Source organism: Mobilibacterium timonense, assembly GCF_900155555.1.
GTDB classification, from domain to species: Bacteria; Bacillota; Clostridia; order Peptostreptococcales; family Anaerovoracaceae; genus Allobaileyella; species Allobaileyella timonense.
Map to the genome: position 1 here is coordinate 280,289 of NZ_FUHN01000007.1, position 20,992 is coordinate 301,280.

Here is a 20,992-nt window from a genome sequence, read left to right on the forward strand (position 1 = left end):
CGATTTCGGACTTTGTATATATAACGATACAATTATATTCACAATTATCACCAGAATGATATGTATAAAGGTGCTGAAAATATGACACAGAACGATAATTCCGCACTTCAAAGATTCAACAGGATCTGGGACAGGGTAAATGCCGCATTTCACAAGGCAAGCGGCAGGATGGGACTCGCGGACAGCGAGCTCACCATTCTTTACATGCTCTGCGACTACCAGCGTCCCTTCAGCCAGTGCGAGATAATCCAGCTCACGGGACTGAGCAAGCAGACGGTGAACTCCTCTGTGCGGCGCATGGAAAAAGCAGGCTGGCTCGTCCTTGGAGAGCGATCCAACCGCCACCGTAAGATGACCCTAACTGAAAAAGGACATGAGATCGTCCGGGAGAAGGTCCTCCCTTTCATGGATCTTGAGGCAGGTATCTTCGACCAGTGGACCGAGGAGGAACGCGAAACCTTTCTCGGACTCATGGAGCGGTATGAAACAGCCCTTAACGAGATAGCAGAACAGATCGAGAACACCAGGAGATAATATGAGCAGCGTGCTGAATATCAGGAGAAAGAAACAGCCGATACAGCTTTCAGATCACTTTTCATACGGAAAGATGATCCGCTTCACCCTGCCATCTATATGCATGATGATCTTCACATCCATATATGGCATCGTAGACGGATTTTTCGTCTCTAACTATGTTGGAGCCGTTCCTTTCGCTGCACTGAATCTGGCAATGCCCTTCATCATGATACTTTCCGCATTCGGATTCATGTTCGGGAGCGGCGGCACGGCCCTTGTTTCCATGCGTCTGGGAATGGGAGAGAAACAACGGGCAAATGAGACCTTTTCTCTCCTCACCTACGTTCTGCTGGTGAGCGGTATCGTGCTGGGGATCGTCGGAACAGCCATCGCACCTTGGGTCTGCCGCCTTCTCGGCGCCACCGAAGAAATGATGCCATATGCCGTGCAGTACACCCGGATAAACATGCTGAGCCTACCGTTTTTCATGCTCCAGCGTATGTTTCAGAGCTTCATGATAACGGCAGAAAGGCCGCACATGGGCCTCGTCGTAACGGTCATCTCCGGATGCACCAACATGGTGCTGGACTGGCTCTTCGTTGGAGTCTTCAGCTGGGGCCTGGCCGGCGCGGCCTACGCCACGGTGATAAGTGAATACGTGGGAGGTCTCATTCCTCTGGTATTCTTCCTGATGCCAAACAACTCCCCTCTCCGCCTTGGAAAAACACATTTTCACTGGCACGACATCGTGAAGGCGAGCACCAACGGCTCATCGGAGTTTCTCTCGGTTAGTGCCTCTTCAATAATAGGAATGCTGTACAACCTGCAGCTGCTCAGGTATGCAGGCACGGACGGCGTTGCAGCGTACGGTGTCATCATGTACGTGAACTTCGTATTTACGGGGATCTACTTCGGATACACCATGGGGATCTCCCCTGTGATAGGATTTCACTACGGAGCGGAAAACGAGGATGAACTGAAAAACCTTTTCAAGCGTTCTGCGAAGATGCTCATCACCGCCTCTGTAGTCATCACGATCCTCTCCGAGCTGGCATCCAGGCTTCTTGTAGGCATTTTCGTCGGCTACGATCCAGAGCTCATGGCTCTCACAGTCAGAGGCTTCCGGATCTACTCGATTGCGTTTCTCTTTATGGGCATCAATATTTTCGGATCGGGATTCTTCACAGCTCTGAACAACGGCGGGATCTCTGCCATGCTATCGGTCACCCGTTCCCTCGGCCTTCAGCTGATCTCCATCTATCTGCTGCCGTATCTCCTTGGCACCGATGGGCTGTGGCTTGTGGTCGTGGTGTCCGACGGGCTCTGCCTCCTGCTGACGATCTACATGCTCGCCAGATACAGAAAGAAGTACCATTACATTTGATTACAGGTAAATAAACAAAAGTCCCCTTGAACGGGGGGCTTTTTTGCATATAATTATCAATGTAAATTAACTATGTTAACTATAAGGAGAAACATACCGTGAACGCAGATAATACCAAACTGCTCCTGGATTCATTCCGGGACGCAGAACTGGCACTGACCGCGATGCCTGAGCTTCCGAAAGGCGTGACACCGCTCTACATACACGTGCTTGACGCTATCGCTCAGCTCGAGGAACAGGGACGTAACGCTCGTGTATCTGACGTTGCAGAGTTGCTGGGCACTTCCCTTCCCGGAGCGACAAGAGCTCTCAACAGCATGGAAGCTCTTGGCCTGGTAAAAAAAGAAAAAGCGACCAAAGACAGGCGGCTCGTCATCCTGCGGCTATGCGACAGAGGACGCGAGATCCACGAGCAATATGTGGTCAGGTACATGGACGCACTGTCAAGTCTCCTCGGTGATATCTCGGATGAAGACGCCGAGTGCACCGCCGCCACCATCCGCAAGGTAGCAGAACTCATGCGCCGCGGCAGGGTGAACATCATGAAGGACTGAGAGACGACGATATTTAAAAGGGGTATAAATAATCAAGAGGAAAAGAGTTTATGAATGAAATTACAGAAAAGACATCGGCGGATTTCACAACGGGAAGCATTCCTAAAAAGCTGCTGGCCTTCATGCTCCCAGTGTTCGGCGCCCTGGTCCTCCAGGCGATGTACGGCGCGGTGGATCTGCTGGTGGTAGGCAGATTCGGCACCACGGCCGGCCTTTCCGGTGTCTCGACGGGGAGCAGCGTACTCAATCTGGTCACTTTTACAATAACAGGGTTTGCCATGTCCCTCACCATATCCATCGGCAGATACCTGGGAGAGAACAGGCCTGAAAAGATAGGTCCCCTGTTAGGGGCAGGGATCTTCCTTTTTCTGGTCATCTCCTGCGTTCTGTGCGTCCTAATGATCGCCTTCCCGCGGCAGATCGCTGTGCTGATGCAGTCACCCGCAGAGGCCGTTGGATACACTGCTCAGTACACACGGATCTGCGGCATAGGAATATTCTTCATAGTCGCCTACAACGTCATTGCAGCCATTTTCAGGGGCCTCGGAGACTCAAGGACGCCGCTCGTTTTCGTGGCCATCGCCTGCGCTGTCAATGTAGTCGGCGACCTTCTTTTTGTTGCTGTCTTCCACTGGAACGTAGCGGGTGCAGCTATTGCGACAGTGCTGGCTCAGGCGGTCAGCGTGGTCATGTCACTGGTTATCATGGTAAAAAGGGATCTTCCCTTTACGCTCAGGCTTCGGGATGTGAAGCCGAACCACGAGGTGGGACACATCGCGAAGATCGGAGCACCACTGGCGCTTCAGGAATTCCTGACACAACTGTCCTTCCTGGCTCTCTGTGCCTTCGTGAACACCCTGGGCCTCACAGCCTCGTCGGGCTACGGAGTGGCCAGCAAGATCATTTCATTTATCATGCTTGTGCCGTCCGCACTCTCCCAATCTCTGTCCTCATTCATATCCCAGAACGTGGGAGCCGGACGCGAGGACCGGGCGAGAAACGCCATGAAATTTTCCATGGGGTTCGCCTTCTGCATAGGGGTAGTTATTTTCCTGTTCATCTGGTTCAGGGGATATCTGGCATCAGGCATCTTCACCACGGACCAGGATGTGATCAAGGCCGGATGGGAATACCTGCGGGGCTTCGGCGCCGAGACCATGGTGACCCCGTTCCTGTTCAGCTTCATGGGATACTTCAACGGCCACGAAAAGTCCTTTTTCGTGATGTGCCAGGGCATGGCGCAGACTTTTATCGTCCGCCTTCCTGTAGCCTGGCTCATGAGCATACAGCCGCACGCTTCTCTGCAGCACATCGGATATGCGGCGCCTCTGGCGACCAGCTTCGGAATAGTTATCAATCTGGTGTACTACATGTACTTTACGAGGAAAAAGGCTCTCGTACGGTGAGGCCAAGCATTGCGGCAAAGCTCTCTGCAGCCCTGGAGAGGTTCTTCTTCTCAGCCTCGCTCACGGGCTTCCCCACCCGTGACGACAGCAGCCTTATCACCCCTCCCGCGAAAAATGATCATAAGAGCGGAGCGGGGTCTCAGTACGAGACCCCGCTCCGTTCTTATGTGAAGGATATTGCTATCATTTTGCTATTGATCCGTCAGTGAAGCTTCTTCTGTTCCACCGATCTGATGTCAACGGTAATGTTTTTCAGACCTGACCTCTTCCAGATCCACAGACCGGACAATATCACCAGGAGGCCGCCGCCGATCAGCTCTGTCTCGTAAATGATGTTTTCCTTTGTAGTGGTCATTACCGGGAGTGCGGAGCATACGATGGCAATGACGCAGATGACCAGCTCCATGTATCCGAGGAATATGCCCCACTTCTTGTTCCTGGTCATCTGATACAGTCCTTTCACGTCTTCCTTCTCCCTCTTGATCTTTATGTACGACATGAACAGGATCACATATGGGAAAAGCGACGTAAGCGCGGTCATTGTCACCAGAACGTTATATATGGTCTCTACCGCCGGGAAAAGTGCGACTCCGGCCAGCAGCACAGATACCAGTACCGCCTGCATGAGTATGGCCTTTTCCGGAATTCCGTGCTCATTATTCTCCGTGAGCTTCTCCGGAAATACGCCCTGCTCGGCCTGGCCGAAGAGCATCTTGGTCGGCTGCGATATATACAGCACAAGTGCACCCAGTATGGATAGTGTTATCCCCAGGGCTATCACCTGAACGAAGAACTGAGGCACGTTAAGCAGGTCACATGCGACTACCAATGCATCAAGAGTACCTGTATATGCAAAGATCTTAGACGTAGGAAGAAGCATGGTCATCGCAACGGATCCCACTACATAGAGAATGCACACGACCGCAGCTGCTATCATTATGGCTCTCGGATAATCCTTCTGCGGGTTCTTCATCTCAGAACAGAAATTCGCTGTGAGTTCAGCACCCGTATACGCAAAGGTTATTCCCGAAATGGCGACGAGAGAGTTAGCGTTCAGCTTCGGAGTAAGCGTCTGAACGGTATAAACCGATGCGCTCGGAGCTTTCTTAAGAACCACTATCGCCAGAAACGCCATGACGATCAGGCAGATCGTAGGTATGGTCGATCCAAGAGATCCAGCGCTGGTAAAATATTTCCCGAATTCCATCCCCTTCATACTTGCAAATGACAGGAGCCAGATGATGATCAGAGACATTCCAAGCACCAGGATCTTGTTATCCGCAAGTTCCGGCCTGCCGATCATATACGTGAAGTTGATGGCGAAAAAAGTCAGGAACGATGCGTACCAGAAAATGAGTGCCGTCCAGTGGAGCCATGAGACCATAAAGCCGTATTTTGTTCCGTAGGCGATCTTCACCCATTCTCCCATCCCGCCGTCGGACGGGTACGCGGAGGCCAGCTCCGCGCACATCAGAGCCTGAGAGACGAAGAAGATGAACATGAATATCACCCATGTCGGTATGGCGCCAAGGCCCAGGCCGAAGCTGTCCGAGGTGGATTTCGCTATCCACCTTATCCCGTACAATGCGGATATGTTCATGAAAACGAGTTCTCCGAACGTGATCCTCTTATCGGTCTTTTTCATATTCTCCTCCCTTCCCCTCAAAACTCATTTCCGCCAGCGGTCAGTGGCAGATGATGTACCCCAATTCATCAAATGCCGTTTCGTTTTACCTTGTAATCATAATCTCTATGGAAAACGTGTTCATCGTTGAGCGTCGCATCCATGTATCCGGTTATGTAGAAGTAGTCTTTATCAGCGGTCTGGGTGACCACGATATCCGTGTCGATAAGCCATCCTGGTCTGCCGTTTTTCATCTTCTGAGTGATGGTATATCTGGCAGAAAGCGGATCCTTATTGCACATGGTCAGTTCCCTCTTCAGGTTGTGTTCCACGACAGTGCCAATATCGTCGAAACGGTATACGCCCTCTCCGAACACGCCACCTACACCGTCTGTGATGGATGTCCAGGTATCCGTGATCAGGTCGTAGTGGATGCTCCTGTCCACGTGGCCCTCTGAAAGAGTGGTCATAGGCGTGAGCGGAGCGCATCTTGCATTCATGTCAGGGCCCTTGGCGTCTTTCCCGGTAAATACAGGCAGAGTGAATTTTGCCGTGGAAAGATCGAGCTTCAGTGTAGCAAGCTCAGGTGATGGCCATATCATAGGCCAGAATGAATTTGCGATCGCCAGTCTCACCCTGTGACCTGCCGGAAAGTGATGGCCGCAAACATCCAGCTGGACTTTTCCCTTGTATTTCTTCCCCGGCTCCAGGTAAACCACCTTGTCGTGGCCCTGCAGGTGAGTGAGATTCATCAGTCCGTAGGAAACTCTCGTCGCTGCTCCATCAGGATGGATGTCGCAGAGTTCAGCATACAGGAATGCGTTTGGCTTGTCACAGGTGAATTCAACTTCGAATTCAGGATATCCCAGGACCTCGAAGTCCTCGGAAAGAATATCCGAATCGAATACCATGGCCATGCCGTCATCGACTCTCATGTCTGCAGGAGACTCTCCCGGAACTCCTGCACCCATCCACTCATTGGCGAGCAGCCCGTGGTTAGGAAGCGTGCAGAGATCCACGATCTCTTCTTTATCATTGAGTTCCTTCTGGAGATGTCCGTATGTCATCGAAAGAGTTTCAGGCTTCACATCCGCTGAAGGCCATCCATCCAGTGCTACCCAGCGGCCGTCGCTCACAGGATGAACGGTCTCAGGCTTCATGCTGTCCTCCATCCAAACCTGTACCATAGGACAGTCGAGGGTATCGTTATCTATGCCCTTGAGCCACTTATCCCACCATTTCGTTGCCTCGCCCAGGAAGTCGATGGCAGGCTGAGGTGCACCGTCGTGGGCAAATACGTGAGCCCAAGGTCCGATCAAAGCCTTCCTCGGTACGCTGAGTCCGTTCATCAGGGTGAGGACGCTGTTTGTATATGAATCTGCCCAGCCGTCCAGTGCGAAAACCGGGACCTGTATGTCGTCGTAGTTCACACTCACCGAACCGTGCTTCCAATAGTCGTCCCTGGTCTGGTGCTCAAGCCAGTTTGCAGGCCACAGAGGCATCTCCTCCAGCCTCTTGATGGATTCCTCTTTCCAGGTGTCAGGCTTGATCTCAGGATCTATCGCTCTGCACATATAAGCCAGCATGATATTGCCCCACCAGAAGTTGTCGTTCAGGAGAAGCCCGCCCTTGTAGTGGATGTCCTGTGTGTATCTGTCATCCACGAATCCCACGCAGATGATCGCCTTCAGGGCCTCAGGCCTTCTGGCCGCCACCTGGAGAGAATTGAATCCGCTCCAGGACTTCCCCATCATGCCAACGTTTCCGTCGCACCAAGGCTGTTTGCTGATCCACTCGATGCTCTCCACGGCATCGTCCTGTTCCTGCTTCAGATACTCGTCGTAGAAGCACTGATCAGACTCACCGGCTCCTCTCATGTCCACACGAACTACATTGTATCCCATTCCGGCGAAGAAGCCATACATTGGCTCATCTCTGCCCCTCATGCCGTCTCTTTTTCTATATGGCTGAGTCTCGAATATCGCAGGAAGCGGCTTATCCGTCTTCGGGCGCCATATTCTTGCCGATAGCCTGCAGCCGTCGGACATGGTTATCCACTCATTTTCGATGACATCCCATTCATATGGGAAGTCCTCTCTCTTCATGACCTTCTTAGGCTTCCTTTCCATCTTTGCCATTTTGCACCTCCTCTGCTCTTGCAAGTTTGGCCTTTCTGCCGTAAGTTCTGGACCAGATCACCGCCACAACGAGACCAATGACTCCCATAGCCAGCATATACATGAAATTCAGATGATATCCCTGATATCCAGGGAATTTATCGAGCAACTTTCCTCCGATGAAATAGCTCAATACCTCAGGAAGATAACCGAGTGTGCATGCCACTCCGATTGCGACTCCGCTGAGCTCCAGAGGGATACCACCCTCGGAGATGAATGTGAAGTACAACCCGAAGTTGCAGAACATTCCTGCATATACCAGCAGGCAGGCTGCAACGACCATGGTCATCCTGACACTTGAGGACATCTTATACGTTCCGTCCATAAGGATGACGCCCGCGATCATGAGCACATATCCTATCATCATGGTCTCCGACCGTCCGATCTTATCTCCGAGGAATCCGCCGATCGTTGAGGCGAACGGCCTTACGTACTGGGCAAGCACAGTCAGAATGGCCGCCACTACTGCAGAGACGCCGATGATGTTGTTGGCATACGGGGTAAAGTAATATGAAGACAGGTTGAACGTGTAGCTGGTGTACATCATTATGATCACGAGCCAGATAACCGGCATCTTCAGGATCATCAGCATATCCTTGAAAGATACCTTTCTCTTTTCAGCAGTTGCTTCATCGTCGATCTTTTCAGGCTCCTTGAGAAGGAAAATGAAAATGATACCGACAATGATAGGAGCCGCCGAGTAAAAGACGATTATCGCTCTTATCCCCATGTAAGGCATGGCCTTCGCCTGAAAAAATCCGAAGATCGCAGTTGCGACCGCCAGGTGTGCCGCATTGAATACTCCCCTGCCTCCTTCAAATGTGCCGTAGGCCTTGCTCTGTTCTGCGTCTGTAGCCTGAGTCCTCACCACCTTCATCAGCGCCGGCCAGAAGGTCAGCAGTGATGTTACTCCCCAGAGTCCGTAGATGAACAGAAGTGCCTGATAGCTGTGGACCACCAGGTGCAGCAGTCCGCCAAGACCTGTGAGGATCATGGACAGGATCAGCAGACGTTTTGCCTTGAACTTGTCGGCCAGAACTCCTCCGATAACATAGGAGACGACTCCCAGAAGTCCGTAAGCACTTCCGAGCATCCCCATCTGCGTGTTGGTCAGATGGTACATGTCCACATAGGTCTGATAAAAGTATGACCTGAAATACGGAAGTCCGTAAATGATGGATCCCGCGAAGGCCAGCAGCAGGATAGTTCCGATATTTTTACGGTATCCCACTCTACTTGAGGTCGCCATATAAACTCCCCTCCTCTCTTTGTCTTATCCCAATACCCTTTTGTTATCCGAAATCTACACCATAGTTAAAGTTTTATCAAAGCGAGGCGGTTTTCTAGAGAGGAAAATTTTCATTGAAGAATTTTCGTAAAAAGAAAATTTCACTCGATATTATCGATAAAATGAATTAGAATACCTTATAAATGAATAAATTCATATCATATTTTCTTTTTTGGAAAACGTATTTTGTGGATAATATTAAAGAAAATTGATTTTTATCATTTGCAAAGGATAAGAAAGTTATGGATACTAATGAACTGTATTTATTCATCGGAAGGACCATACGCACGATCAGAAAAGCCAAACATATCACCCTATCTGATATGGCTCATGACCTGAACAAGAGCGTCTCCACCCTGTCAAAATACGAGAACGGACAGCTCTTCATGGGAATAAACGATCTCCTCGACATCTGCCGCCTTCTCTCGATAGACGTCAGAACACTTTTGCCTGGGACCGAGACCGAGGAAAATGCCTCTGATATCCAGCGATACAGCAAGTACTTTATTTCTCGGCTGTATCTCTACTATTACAGTGGTCAGAATAGTAAGGTACATTCTTCAGTTATACTGAACGACAACGCCAACTTTCATTCGCTTATGTACTTCAACGTGAAGAACATATCCGATTTTTACAACTGCAGTTACATATACGATGGGACAGTTGAATACAGCGACTCAAACATGGTCTACGTGATGAAAAACGTTGCACAGCCCTTTGACGCCGTGATGATACGGATCCCTACGCTCGCCCCCGTCGGCAAGGACCGGGTCGGACTGATGTCTACGATCTCGAGCTATTACCAGAGCCTTGCGCTCAAGGTGCTGGTTACTGAATCGCCCGTAAGGGATCTTAACAGTCTGATACCAAAACTCAAGATAACAAAAGATGAGCTCAGGGAAATATCCAGAGAGAATTTCTTTATAGTGCAATGATGCTATGCCTCATATCTGCTGTTACACAGCTCAAAAAAACGCCCCTTATACAGAGGCGCTCGTAATCTAAGAATGTTTATCTGGCTTCCTCAACGTAATGAACATATGGAAGCTCTCTTATCTCTTTGATGAATGCCGTGTGATCACGGCGTTTTTCCATATCCACCACCATCCGCAATGAGATGTCATCTTTCAGGATAGATGCGGACGTCATCTTCTCCATTGAATGGATCGTATAACCCCTCTCACGGATGAAGTTGAAAAAGTCCACGATGCCCTCGCCGTAGTCAAGCTCAATATACATGACCACCCTGCGGTTGGTCCGGTCGAGGTAGCGGCTCACCGGCGTAAGAATGAGGACAACGATCACTATCAGAATAAAGCATATCAGCGACACCCAGATGAGTCCCGCCCCGATGGCGATGCCAAGGGCAGCGGTGACCCAGAGGGTCGCTGCAGTGGTAAGGCCCTTCACATTTTTCCTTGCTGTGACCACGATGGTCCCAACACCCAGGAAACCTATGCCGCTGATGACCTGAGCTGCGATCCTGGACGGGTCCGTCTTCGGGTAGATCGTAAAAAGATATTCACCTGTGAGCATAGCCAGGCACGAACCCAGGCACACCAGGGAAAACGTTCTGACTCCGGCCGCCTGTCCCGAGGACTCTCTGTCGGCTCCCACAAGCGCGCCAAGCACTGCGGCAAGTATCAGCCGCACGGTCATGGAACCGAGAGAAACATCGGTTCCCGTAATAATGTACATATTCATACGCTCTCTCCTTTCCCGCTAAAAGAGGCGCGCCCGGACTACTTTTCTTCTCCGCCAGGCTCTTCCGACATTCGCCCATGCTCAGCGGACTCGTTCTCCTTTTTCGAGAGGTACTCCTTCATGCGCGGCTGTATGGCCTCGGTGATCCTCTTGCGGTATTTGAAAAAGAGTATCGCGCCCGCCACGATCAGCGACACGATGAATACGACGAAGCCGGGGCTGTTCATGGCGTGGAGGATCGCGTCTCCTGCCACTATGAATATAATGGTGCTCGGAAGGCACCCGATGGCGATGGCCCGGATGAAGTCCCGAGCCCGTATATTCGTCCTGGATGCAACAAAAGGAATGAGGCCGTTTGGTATCAGTGGAATGGCGCTGGCGATCAGGAAGACCCTGTCAGGGTGATGTGTGTGATCCAGCAGGTCCTGCAGCCAGGGATTACTGTGGGATCCGAGCACCTGGTCGGTGAGCTTCTTGGAGAACCCGGCAACCTTGAATATCACAAGGTTCATGGCCACATTCGTCACGTAACACATGATGATCCCAGTTATCTTACCGAAGATGATCCCGTCACAGATGTAGATGGGAAAAAGCGGCAGCACGATAGTAACGGTGCAGGCGCTCTGGAGCAGTATCATCACCATGGCACCAGAACTTCCCTGGGCACGGACATAGTCATCTATCTGGGATATTTTCCCATCCTTCACCAGCTGAAACAGCCTGGGCGAGTGTTCCTTAAAAATATACAAAAGTATCAATATCGTCACCAGCAGCGCCGCCCCACGCACCAGCGTCTGAAAATCAGGTTTCTTTTTCTTCATATACAAACAAATCGTCCTTCACAAAAGATAAGGTATGCTAATGTGCAATATGGTATCACTCACCGCATTTTTTTTTCAATGGTCTATCCCAGCTTGTACGCAGACTTTCGTGCCTTTGCAAATACCTCCGCTTCGACGATGGTGCACGTACGGATATCAAGTTTCATAAAATCTTCAAACGTTGCCATATATGCGTCCTCTCTGTTCCAATACATGCTTATTTTCAATAATAGTTTAAAAAGCAGGAAACATTCAAGCAAAAAGGCTGTCTGCAAAAGGACAGCCTCGATCACTTTCAATTGTCTCATTTAAAGATCATCGATCTCTTCACAGCTATCTCCTTGCGGAAGATGAAGACGAAGAACACCTCACCGTAGTGATCGTCGTAAACGAGACGCCCCAGGTCGATCACAGGGACCGTCTCCCCATCCCTGGTGATGATCCTGTATTCAACGTAATCGTCATAGTAGTCGTGCGGGTTTTCCGGATCCTCTCTCTGGAGCTCGATCTGCTGTCTGATCTCTTTCTCCACTCGCTCGAGGTCATCCGGATGGACGACATGTCGGAAGCTGGACTGCGTATAGTCCATGAAATCCTCCATATCCCTGCACCCGAAGAGGCGTATGAGGTCTTCATTCGCAAAGAAGATCTGCTCATCCTCATCTGCCTTGTATATCAAAAATGCTCCAGGTATCCCTGAGGCGATGGTCTTCGCGCTGAATCCCATCTGCTCCCTCTTGATGCCGCTCATCCTGCTTTCATAGTGCTTTGATTTATTCTTGCCCTCCGCCTTGGCAGCATACAACGCTTCATCTGCCATTATGAGGAGCTGCTGACGGTCATGTGCCTGAGCAGGATAATCAGCAAATCCTGCAGATACACTATATGACACCTCCTTGTCACCCGCTGTGACATGCCATTGTTCTTCCACCACTCTGTTTATGATATCTCGTGACTCCTCTGCAGTCTTGCCAGTTATCAGCACACAGAACTCGTCGCCTCCGGTCCTGCCTACGACAGAATCTTCAGCGAAGATCTTGCTGAGATGATCTGCCAGATCTATAAGGACCTTATCTCCCACCATATGCCCATATACGTCGTTGATGACCTTGAAGTCGTCTATGTCTATGAACACTGTAGTCATTGAAGAATCGCAGCTGTTCATGTACTGGTCCATCCTGTCCATGAAACCGCCTCGGTTGAAGATCCCCGTAAGAGCATCCACATAGGCCATCTTTCTCATGGTTTTTTCCTGCTGTCCTATCCGTATCACCGTGTAGATCGACATTATAAGAAAAACATTCAGGATCAGGCCTTCTATGAAGATAAACAGCGCCTGATTGGAATTCCAACCTTCTATAGGTTCAACATTCAGTGTCCATTTGCACTGTCCTATATCGATAGTATACCCGGTAGGCTCTGTCAGCGTTTCCTTGTTTCCCATTCCGGCTTCGACGCTCACCTGCTTTTTTACAGCCGGGCTGATGGTGGAATCCAGGCAGTAATCATATCTCAGGGATCTCAACTCCTTGAGCGTATGTTTATAGACATCAGGAACGCGCATGACCGCCACCGCATATCCCCAGAGGTACGCTTTTCCGGAACTGTTTTTAAGCAGCACGGGATCGATCACGATGACTCTTCTCCCTACACCGGGAAAAGAGAACGGGCCGTAGAGCACGGGCTTGCGGGTTTTCGCTGCATATTCCGCCGCTGAAGCGACCTGAGATAATTCCATCAGGCCATCCAGCTTTTCCTGATACACACCTTTCGTATAGCTGTCATAAATAGCGCCATCCCTCACCAGTGCAAGGTACTCCACATTCTTCTGCGTAATGAGCCTGGCGCTGTCGTCGAACCTGTCTACTTGTCCGCTGTCTGCGGCAACAAGTTCCTTAATGTATTGAGTGCAGTCAGTCCCGTACGAGAGGTCCCTTTTCACCTCCATGGCGTAAGCCTTTGACACATTGGCCGCACGTTCCAGCTTCAGATTTCTCTCTTTGTGATACACACTGACAGAGGTCACAATATTCAGGATCAGCAGAGAAGCGCTGATCAGTATCAACAATATTTTCTGTTTTTTATCGACTTTCATATGTAACCGTCTTGGATCCAATTCAAATATCCCTTGATAAATGCTCTAGGTACAGTATATTACATCTGGAGCTTTACTCGTACCGTTTTTTTGAAAATATTTGTTTTTTTGTATAAAAACATATCTGGAATTCAATGCTACAATACTAAATTTCAATCGAACAAATAATGAAAGTAAACGCTAAAACCAGCTCTTAGTGCTGTTTGCCATCTTCACTAGAGTGAACTAAACTCCTCGCAACAAAAAAGGGCGGCACGAGCCACCCTTAGCGTTGATTTGACTTACACCTGGTTTTACCTGAACTTCACCGCCGTCCCGTAGACCATTATCTCCGCTGCACTCTGCATGATCGCCGAAGTGGCAAAACGGACAGCAACGATGGCATCTGCCACCATTTCCTCAGCCTGCCGTATCATCCGGTCAGTTGCTATGTCTCTGGCAGCGTCCATCATCTTAGTGACTGCAAATACGTGATCGATAATTACTTATTTTCGTAAGCAGCCGCCTGCTTCACGAAGCCACCCTGCTCCAGCTCGTCGAGGGCTGTTATCAGCTCATCACTTGTATTCATCACGATCGGGCCGTACCAGGCCACGGGCTCGCCCAGGCGCTCGGAACACATGAAGATGATCTCTATAGGATCGTCGCCCGCCTCGATGGTAACGGTGTCTCCATCGCCAAGCTTAACAGCTGTCTTCTCTTTTACCGGCGTGCCGCTGACCTTCGCATCACCCTCAAGAGTGAACACCATAGCAGACTTGTTTTTTCCCGGAACACTAAGCTCTACCGAGCCGTGCGGATCCAGGAAGATGTCGTAGTAGTCCAGCGGCAGGTACTTCCCCTGTATCCCGGAATGACCCTGATAGTTTCCTGCCAGAAGCCTGAGCTTCCCGTGCTCCAACGGAAACTCCTGTATCTCGCTGGTCACAACGCCGTGGTAAAAAGGCTCTGCTGTCATCTTGTACTTCGCCGGGATGTTGAGCCACAGCTGCAGGCCCAACATGCGCTCCGAAGGCTGAGGCATTTCAGAGTGAAAAGCCCCGGAACCGGCAGTTAGCCACTGGGCTTCCCCGTCGTGGATGGCCGCTTTAGTGCCAAGATGATCTTCGTGGATCATGGTGCCTTTGGAGAGGAACGTAAAAGTCTCTATCCCCCTGTGCGGGTGCATAGGGAAGCCGGCAATGTAGTCTGACGGATCCGTAGAATCAAAGGCGTCCAGCATGAGGAATGGATCGTATTCATCCGTGGTCTGATTTCCCAGTACCCTCACCAGGCTCACGCCGGCCCCGTCCTGTGTGCGATATCCCTGTACCTGTTTTATAACTTTTCTTAACATTTTATTTCTCCCTTCCGGTATTTTCCGGTATTTTTGAATTTTTGCGATATTTGTTCAGCAGTTCCACCAGGATCTTCTTGTCTTCCCTGGACCAGACAGAAAACTTTTCACGGAACATCTCGTCGTTTTCCGGACAAATCTCCCGGATCACCTCTCTGCCCTCTGCGGTCAGCTTCACTATGGATCTCCTGTGATCTTCTGGATCTTTTTCCCTTCGGACCATACCCTGCTTCTCCAAGTTTGAAATTACCACGGGAATAGTGCCGTTGCTGCTCAGTACTTTCTCTTTGATCTCACCCACAGTCATAACGTCTCTATATAGCAGCGCCTCCAGGACCATGAACTGCGGGAGAGTCAGGCCATGTGCTCCGGCTATTCGCGCGGTCTCCCTGTCCAGTTCCTTCACGATCCGATGGATGCCTATCAAAATATATCTTTCTTCTAACATATTCTCACCTCTTCTTGATGGATATTATATCTAATTAGACCTAATTGTCAACAGGATTTTCACCGAGATGCTGTGAAAAAAGTCAACTGGGAATGCCCCCGATCTTTTACTTTATCTTATGTTTCTCCATACGCTCTTTGAAAATACCGGTGATGATACCCCGAAGCTCTTCACGTTCTTTCTCGGGAAGCTCTCCCTCTTGTTTAGCTGCAGCATAAAGCTCAGGATACTGGTTTGCGATCTTCTCTATTGTCTTCGTGGTTGCGTGATTCCTGACAAAGAAAGGGATCTTCTTTATCCACTCCTCCGGTACCAGTGCGAGGATCTTGTCCGCCGCCTCTTTATCGCTTATCTCGGCCGTGGATAGACCCGCCCTTATCTGCTTCTGTTCTTTTTCTGTAAAATCCTGCAGTTCCATTTTGTCTTTCCTCAGCTTTCGATTATTAAAACTCAGTCCTAAAGTGCGGTCCCTCTTTCGGGAATGAAAAATGCCGATGTGTCGACATTCTCCAGCTCAAGGAGCTTAACTTTCCTCTGGATGCCTCCGCCGTAACCGGTCAGGTTACCTCCCAAGCCCATGACTCTGTGGCACGGGATGATGATCGAGATGGGATTGTGACCCACCGCACCGCCGACCGCCTGTGCCGACATACGGGAGATCCCTTTTTTCCGGGCAATGATACCCGCGATCTCGCCGTAGGTCATGGTCTGGCCGTACGGGATCGTGAACAGGATGTCCCAGACCTCTCTGCGAAAATCAGTACGTCTGCAACCAGCGGAGGTGTGAAGTCCGGCTCTCTGCCATCGAAATATATGTCCAGCCACCTCGCTGTGTCCCTGAATACTGTCAGCGTCTCATCAGCACTTGCGATCTCATGACCGGATCCAGAATATTTCTGGCCTTCGAACCAGAGACCCGTGAGAGCGGTCCCATCGCTGGTCATGATCATGTTTCCCAGAGGGGATGAATAGTGGCTGGAATAATCCATAAATGATCCTTTCTATACAATGCAACACGTCCGGTCATGACCATCCACGTGACACACGTTATTTAAATCAGAGTTCCTCGTGATCTTCACTGTTAAGTATCAACCGGGTCAATCCGTTTATGTATGATTCTTTGTCACTGCTGGATTTATCCGTATATGACACCGTGATATCCACGCTGCAGTTCCCGCTCCACTGACCGGCCTTTCTCATTGACTCTATCCCCTGCCTGATCTTCCTGGCGATATTGCGCACATCTTCCTTGCTGTTGAAGTTCATCAGAAGGTAAAACAGGCTTCCCTGCACTCTGCCTATAACACACCTGGTGCCAGCACTTTTTCTCAGGATAGCACCTGTCTCGCACAGCAGACAATTTCCTGAATCGTCTCCGTAAAGTCTTACTACGTCGCTGTATTCAGGGACAATTATCTCCATCAGAGCTACATTTGTCCCTCTGTGCCAGCGCTCACTCAAATATGAATAGATACTTTCCGACACACCCCTGGCATTGGCAAGGCCTGTGACCTCATCGACAGATGACAGCTTATTTTCCTCGTTAAAGAACTTTGTTGACCCTTCTGCATCTATCACAGTCCCTAATAATCCTATGATCCTGCCGTCACGGTACACAGGGATCTTGCTGACGATGATGTCCCTGTTCGTTCCGTTTACTATGCAGCATCCTCTCCTGAGGTATATCTTCTTCCCCCTGCTCAGTATCTCTTCTTCATCATCTCTGAATGGAGCCGGATCGATGTGCCACATCATATCTTCGTCTGTTTTTCCTATTATGTCCTCTTCTGAACTGAATCCGAAATATCTGAGGAAACTTCTGCTTGCACCTAGGAACCGCCTCTTATCGTCCTTCCAGAAATACATTCGCTTTGCGTTCAGGATCATATTTTTCCAGAGCACCTCGTCCGTTACTCCGACAGTATGGCGGCTCGAGCCGGCATCGCTGAGGTCGGATGCCACTTTTTTGATGCTTTCTTCATCCATTCCCGTCTCAAGTGTGACGTGAAGCGCTAGCCTGAAATCAGATCTCTGGACCGGAACGATAAGATGCAGGAACCAGCGGTATTCTCCTGAAGCAGTAATACTTCGGAACATTCCAGTAAGGGCACTCTTATCGTTATTCTCCATACGAGACCTTAGGGTGGATACATCCATGAATTCCGCAAAGCGCTTCTGATCCGGAAGGTAGCAGTAATTCATCTTCCAGGCATTGATCACAGAAGTCAGGTCCTTAAGCTTTATACCCACACCCATCGGCTGATCTGACAACGAGGATTTCACGCCCTCAACGGTGTTGTTCTCCAAATCATAAATGGCGATGTCGTTGCACATGTAATACAGATCACTCATGGATTCCATTCTGACCTGCTGAATATCATCAACTTTCACTGTCACATACTGGATGTGGACTTTATAAAGGTAGTGATCACCCTGAATGGCCACAACTGATCCCGTGAGCTGCATATAATGATCTCCAGACGGATATGACGTAGTCTGAGGGCCGTTAAGTTTCCTCAGCTGCTGGTCAGCGAACTGCCTGTGGAACATGTGAATAGGATCACCTGCAGTGTTTATTTTTTTCTCCCATCCCTTCAGATCGGGAACATTGTCTTTTATCAGAACATCTCTATAGGCCTGGTTAGCGAAGAGAAGGTTCATATTCACACCGTCATCGTCCACCACACAAAGAGGTTTGTCTGTAAGATAATCGATCTGGCTCAGCCTGGAAAAGTAGCTTCTCCACTTTGCAGGTTCCCGCGTCATTCCCATGCTCTTGAAAAATCCCGGCATCTGATCTATTGGCATTGGACGGCCGAAATAGTAGCCCTGGATTTTTTCGCAGCCGATATTTCTCAGGAAGAGATATTGTTCTTCTGTTTCCACCCCTTCTGCCAGTGTGGAAATATCCAGGGACTTTGCCATCCTTACGATGGATGTGATCATTTTCCTGGACTTCTCATCAAAGTCCTTGAGGAACGCCATGTCGATCTTCAGCTCATCAAACGAATAATTCTTCAGTACTTCGAGTGAGGAATATCCCGATCCGAAATCGTCCATCCACACCTTGTAACCCAGCTGATGAAACCTGCTGATGAAGGCTTCGACCTTGTCGATATTCTTTACGAAAGCGCTTTCTGTTATTTCGATATTTGTGAATTCTCTCGGAACTCCATACTGCTGTGAGATCCTGTCCAAGGTGTCCGGCAGGTCGTCGTGGAGGAAGTCTTTGCGTGACAGATTCACTGATACAGGGATCACGTCAACATCATTTCCAGACACCTTACGATAATCCCTGCACACCTGCTCAAACACATGGAGATCAAGTCTGTATATCTGACCGGTCTCTTCAAGTATTGGAATGAACTGGCCCGGAGATATCACACCGTATTCAGGGTCCATCCACCTCACCAGAGCCTCTCCGCTGCAGACTGTTCTGGTCATCGTGCGGACTACGGGCTGATAGAACACCTTTATCCACCCATTGTTCAGAGCCTTTTCAAAGTTACGCATAATATAGTATTTGAAGGAGGCTCTTTCCATTATTCTGTCATTAAACCATTCAAAGACAGATGATATTGTACCTGAAATCGATTCACATGCCAGTCTCGCTTTGTCGCAGGCATCCGTCAGCCTGGTACCATCATTTTCGAATTTAAATATGCCTACCTTTACCGCCAGATTGTTTCCATCATTCAGATCCTTCATCTGCAAAAATAGCTCGTTGAGCCGGGATTCAATCTGATCATCTTCAGAATACACTACAAAATGGTCACTCTCGAAGCGAGAAGACTTATCCGCATCAAAGAACTTTCCGATCAGCCTTGCAAGGCAGCAGATCTGTTCATCTCCTGCTTTAAACCCGTATCTGCTGTTAAACATCTTCAGATCGCACAGGTCGAAATACATGACTACAGGCACTTGACCCTTTTCCCACATCTTCTCGATGCCGGCGCCGGCATACTCGAGGAAGTGAGTCATATTGTGCATTCCGGTGAGCTCATCGTAGTGCTTTGAGAATTCAGTGCTCTCAGATGGAGAATATTTATCGGACAGCGTGGTCAGTACAGCCTTCACGATTTCATCATTTCCGGAATCGGCAGTTTCATCTGTGTACGTGATAAAAGCCAGTTCCGCACCGTTTACCGAAATGTGTTTGCCTGTTCCGTGAATAATATGATAATCGGACTGGTCTTCCCTCCTGTTCCTGAATATCACATCGTAGCTGTCGTCCTGTGTTGCAAAACTGTAAGAATGATCTTCCATCCTTGCAATATCGTCGGGATGAACGTTTCTGTACAGATCTGTGTTGAGGCAGTACACTGCTTCCTGACAGCTGTCATATCCGAATAGCCTAAGATATGCCTTTGAAACAAGAAGTGGCTTTATCTGATCGTCTACATACCGGTATACGGCAAGAGGGATAGGGATATTTTCAAGAAAAGACCGTGTATCAGATGATATTTCATACGTCCCCATTTTATCTGCTCCTTCTGTCGTTTTCAGCTTTCTGGTAATGTTGACGCTTTACCTCCGACATCTCGTTCGCTGCATTTTTCGTCAGCGCGCTCATGTCGATATCTTCTTTTTTCATATCTGACATGCCCATGGAGACCGAAAAACCCGCAGCCTTGATCTCTTCGTATATGCGATCCATCATTTTCCGTATCTCATTCTCGTTGCAGTCCGGAATGAAAGCCACGAACTCATCACCGCCTATCCGGTAGGAATATTCCTGCCCGAAATGGCGCTGGAATATCTCTGAGGCGGTCTTAAGGATGCTGTCACCCGCATCATACCCCTGTTTTATGTCCACCTCGTGAAGCCCGTTGACGTCGAGAAAAACACATGAGAGATTTTTTCTGCACCTTCCGGGAAAGATGGAGAGTTCCTGCTCGTAGAGGTTACGACTGTTCAGTCCGGTCATCAGGTCCGTCTCGCTTATATACTTCCACTTTCCTTCAAAGTACAGGCGCTGGATCTTGATCCGCGTCATATACGTACTGGTTATGATGCCAACCGTTCCGAATATCAGGGACTGAGCAATATCCAGCGGAAGTATGTTCCTGGCGTCATTTATCACTGCGCTGACAATGAATAGAGTGGTGCAGGCACATATATAAAGGCTTATCCGAACGGGGCGGTCCGTGAAAAACAACGGCAGCACCATGATAAATGCTATGTATTTTACCGCCATCATATCGGGATTCATAATGGTGCTGAGTACTATGCTGTAACCTATCAGGATGCTGTTGAAAACATAGATCTGTAAAAGTATGTTGGTGTTTGCTCTCTTTTCCACTACCCTCGCGTGAAAAAATGACAGGATCAGGCAGATCTGCAGCGACAGATAGACCCAGAAGTGATTGCTGAATCCACCGTAATAGAAATACACAAAAACAACTCCGGGTATGAGCAACAAGCTCAGTATCCTGGAGAGAAACATAAGATTCTTGCGATTGTCCTCGTTGACCCGCCCTTTCAGTTTGCGGTATTCTTCTTCAGATATTCCAATATTAAAAAAAGACGAAATTATATCAAACACTTTCCAGCTACCCCCTCAGGCACCTTGTGATATCACATTTTGAATACTCTACACATTATAACCCCGCGATTAAATAATTGCCTGATATTTTCAG

General features: G+C 49.3%; 19 protein-coding genes. 5 read left to right on the forward strand and 14 right to left on the reverse strand.

The window, feature by feature from the left end; genetic code table 11:
• The first annotated feature begins 81 nt into the window (after positions 1–81).
• The 4 genes from BQ7382_RS04245 to BQ7382_RS04260 all read left to right on the forward strand — a co-directional run bounded on the left by BQ7382_RS04245 (position 82) and on the right by BQ7382_RS04260 (position 3,860).
• On the forward strand, positions 82–534 hold the full coding sequence (locus tag BQ7382_RS04245; RefSeq protein WP_159437219.1) for a MarR family winged helix-turn-helix transcriptional regulator: 453 nt from the start codon (positions 82–84) through the stop codon (positions 532–534).
• A 1-nt stretch (position 535) separates the two neighbouring features.
• Positions 536–1,900 (forward strand): MATE family efflux transporter, encoded by a 1,365-nt coding sequence (locus BQ7382_RS04250; protein WP_077390896.1) that lies wholly within the window; start codon positions 536–538, stop codon positions 1,898–1,900.
• A gap of 98 nt (positions 1,901–1,998) precedes the next feature.
• A complete protein-coding gene (locus BQ7382_RS04255) occupies positions 1,999–2,454 on the forward strand; it encodes a MarR family winged helix-turn-helix transcriptional regulator (protein ID WP_077390897.1) in 456 nt (151 codons plus the stop codon).
• Positions 2,455–2,504: 50 nt separating this feature from the next.
• The gene (locus tag BQ7382_RS04260; RefSeq protein ID WP_077390898.1) at positions 2,505–3,860 is read left to right on the forward strand and encodes an MATE family efflux transporter; all 1,356 of its coding nucleotides are present in this window, start codon (positions 2,505–2,507) and stop codon (positions 3,858–3,860) included.
• A 202-nt stretch (positions 3,861–4,062) separates the two neighbouring features.
• Here the strand turns inward: BQ7382_RS04260 and BQ7382_RS04270 are convergent, their stop codons facing one another.
• The 3 genes from BQ7382_RS04270 to BQ7382_RS04280 form a co-directional block, all read right to left on the reverse strand.
• On the reverse strand, positions 4,063–5,505 hold the full coding sequence (locus BQ7382_RS04270) for an APC family permease (RefSeq protein WP_077390900.1): 1,443 nt from the start codon (positions 5,503–5,505) through the stop codon (positions 4,063–4,065).
• Positions 5,506–5,573: 68 nt separating this feature from the next.
• Positions 5,574–7,622, reverse strand: coding sequence for a CocE/NonD family hydrolase (locus BQ7382_RS04275; RefSeq protein WP_205408164.1), 2,049 nt, complete (start codon positions 7,620–7,622; stop codon positions 5,574–5,576).
• Positions 7,597–8,910: an MFS transporter gene (locus BQ7382_RS04280; protein ID WP_077390901.1), complete on the reverse strand. Its 1,314-nt coding sequence runs from the start codon at positions 8,908–8,910 to the stop codon at positions 7,597–7,599. Before BQ7382_RS04280 ends, BQ7382_RS04275 begins: the two co-directional genes overlap by 26 nt.
• A 281-nt stretch (positions 8,911–9,191) precedes the next feature.
• On the opposite strand from BQ7382_RS04280, the gene BQ7382_RS04285 reads away from it, so the two are divergent.
• Positions 9,192–9,884: a helix-turn-helix domain-containing protein gene (locus BQ7382_RS04285; RefSeq protein WP_077390902.1), complete on the forward strand. Its 693-nt coding sequence runs from the start codon at positions 9,192–9,194 to the stop codon at positions 9,882–9,884.
• A 76-nt stretch (positions 9,885–9,960) separates the two neighbouring features.
• On the opposite strand, the gene BQ7382_RS04290 is transcribed toward BQ7382_RS04285, so the two are convergent.
• The 11 genes from BQ7382_RS04290 to BQ7382_RS04340 form a co-directional block, all read right to left on the reverse strand.
• The gene (locus tag BQ7382_RS04290) at positions 9,961–10,653 is read right to left on the reverse strand and encodes an MgtC/SapB family protein (protein ID WP_077390903.1); all 693 of its coding nucleotides are present in this window, start codon (positions 10,651–10,653) and stop codon (positions 9,961–9,963) included.
• A 38-nt stretch (positions 10,654–10,691) separates the two neighbouring features.
• Complete coding sequence (locus BQ7382_RS04295) at positions 10,692–11,474, reverse strand: TVP38/TMEM64 family protein (protein WP_077390904.1); 783 nt, start codon at positions 11,472–11,474, stop codon at positions 10,692–10,694.
• 304 nt (positions 11,475–11,778) lie between these two features.
• Positions 11,779–13,539 carry a sensor domain-containing diguanylate cyclase gene (locus BQ7382_RS04305; protein ID WP_159437220.1) on the reverse strand — a complete coding sequence of 587 codons (1,761 nt, stop codon included), beginning with the start codon at positions 13,537–13,539 and terminating at the stop codon, positions 11,779–11,781.
• A gap of 323 nt (positions 13,540–13,862) precedes the next feature.
• Positions 13,863–14,021: a YbjQ family protein gene (locus BQ7382_RS04310; RefSeq protein WP_077390907.1), complete on the reverse strand. Its 159-nt coding sequence runs from the start codon at positions 14,019–14,021 to the stop codon at positions 13,863–13,865.
• A gap of 29 nt (positions 14,022–14,050) precedes the next feature.
• Entirely contained in the window at positions 14,051–14,905 is an 855-nt protein-coding gene (locus BQ7382_RS04315) for a pirin family protein (protein WP_077390908.1), read from the reverse strand.
• 1 nt (position 14,906) lies between these two features.
• Positions 14,907–15,353 (reverse strand): MarR family winged helix-turn-helix transcriptional regulator, encoded by a 447-nt coding sequence (locus BQ7382_RS04320; protein WP_077390909.1) that lies wholly within the window; start codon positions 15,351–15,353, stop codon positions 14,907–14,909.
• Positions 15,354–15,459: 106 nt separating this feature from the next.
• The gene (locus BQ7382_RS04325) at positions 15,460–15,771 is read right to left on the reverse strand and encodes a hypothetical protein (protein WP_077390910.1); all 312 of its coding nucleotides are present in this window, start codon (positions 15,769–15,771) and stop codon (positions 15,460–15,462) included.
• Between the two features lie 38 nt (positions 15,772–15,809).
• Positions 15,810–16,058, reverse strand: coding sequence for an MGMT family protein (locus BQ7382_RS09785; protein ID WP_331465913.1), 249 nt, complete (start codon positions 16,056–16,058; stop codon positions 15,810–15,812).
• The gene (locus tag BQ7382_RS09790; protein WP_235847968.1) at positions 16,055–16,342 is read right to left on the reverse strand and encodes a hypothetical protein; all 288 of its coding nucleotides are present in this window, start codon (positions 16,340–16,342) and stop codon (positions 16,055–16,057) included. Before BQ7382_RS09790 ends, BQ7382_RS09785 begins: the two co-directional genes overlap by 4 nt.
• 67 nt (positions 16,343–16,409) lie before the next feature.
• Positions 16,410–19,832 (reverse strand): EAL domain-containing protein, encoded by a 3,423-nt coding sequence (locus BQ7382_RS04335; RefSeq protein WP_077390911.1) that lies wholly within the window; start codon positions 19,830–19,832, stop codon positions 16,410–16,412.
• Between the two features lies 1 nt (position 19,833).
• The gene (locus tag BQ7382_RS04340) at positions 19,834–20,748 is read right to left on the reverse strand and encodes a GGDEF domain-containing protein (protein ID WP_159437221.1); all 915 of its coding nucleotides are present in this window, start codon (positions 20,746–20,748) and stop codon (positions 19,834–19,836) included.
• Positions 20,749–20,992 lie beyond the last annotated feature (244 nt).

Coding starts and splice junctions, on each gene's coding strand:
- BQ7382_RS09790 (WP_235847968.1), bottom strand. CDS start 16,342: ATGGATTATTCCAGCCACTATTCATCCCCTCTGGGAAACATGATCATG.
- BQ7382_RS04245 (WP_159437219.1), top strand. CDS start 82: ATGACACAGAACGATAATTCCGCACTTCAAAGATTCAACAGGATCTGG.
- BQ7382_RS04280 (WP_077390901.1), bottom strand. CDS start 8,910: ATGGCGACCTCAAGTAGAGTGGGATACCGTAAAAATATCGGAACTATC.
- BQ7382_RS04270 (WP_077390900.1), bottom strand. CDS start 5,505: ATGAAAAAGACCGATAAGAGGATCACGTTCGGAGAACTCGTTTTCATG.
- BQ7382_RS04295 (WP_077390904.1), bottom strand. CDS start 11,474: ATGAAGAAAAAGAAACCTGATTTTCAGACGCTGGTGCGTGGGGCGGCG.
- BQ7382_RS04310 (WP_077390907.1), bottom strand. CDS start 14,021: ATGATGGACGCTGCCAGAGACATAGCAACTGACCGGATGATACGGCAG.
- BQ7382_RS04315 (WP_077390908.1), bottom strand. CDS start 14,905: ATGTTAAGAAAAGTTATAAAACAGGTACAGGGATATCGCACACAGGAC.
- BQ7382_RS04275 (WP_205408164.1), bottom strand. CDS start 7,622: ATGGCAAAGATGGAAAGGAAGCCTAAGAAGGTCATGAAGAGAGAGGAC.
- BQ7382_RS04285 (WP_077390902.1), top strand. CDS start 9,192: ATGGATACTAATGAACTGTATTTATTCATCGGAAGGACCATACGCACG.
- BQ7382_RS04260 (WP_077390898.1), top strand. CDS start 2,505: ATGAATGAAATTACAGAAAAGACATCGGCGGATTTCACAACGGGAAGC.
- BQ7382_RS04325 (WP_077390910.1), bottom strand. CDS start 15,771: ATGGAACTGCAGGATTTTACAGAAAAAGAACAGAAGCAGATAAGGGCG.
- BQ7382_RS09785 (WP_331465913.1), bottom strand. CDS start 16,058: ATGACCTACGGCGAGATCGCGGGTATCATTGCCCGGAAAAAAGGGATC.
- BQ7382_RS04335 (WP_077390911.1), bottom strand. CDS start 19,832: ATGGGGACGTATGAAATATCATCTGATACACGGTCTTTTCTTGAAAAT.
- BQ7382_RS04290 (WP_077390903.1), bottom strand. CDS start 10,653: ATGAATATGTACATTATTACGGGAACCGATGTTTCTCTCGGTTCCATG.
- BQ7382_RS04320 (WP_077390909.1), bottom strand. CDS start 15,353: ATGTTAGAAGAAAGATATATTTTGATAGGCATCCATCGGATCGTGAAG.
- BQ7382_RS04250 (WP_077390896.1), top strand. CDS start 536: ATGAGCAGCGTGCTGAATATCAGGAGAAAGAAACAGCCGATACAGCTT.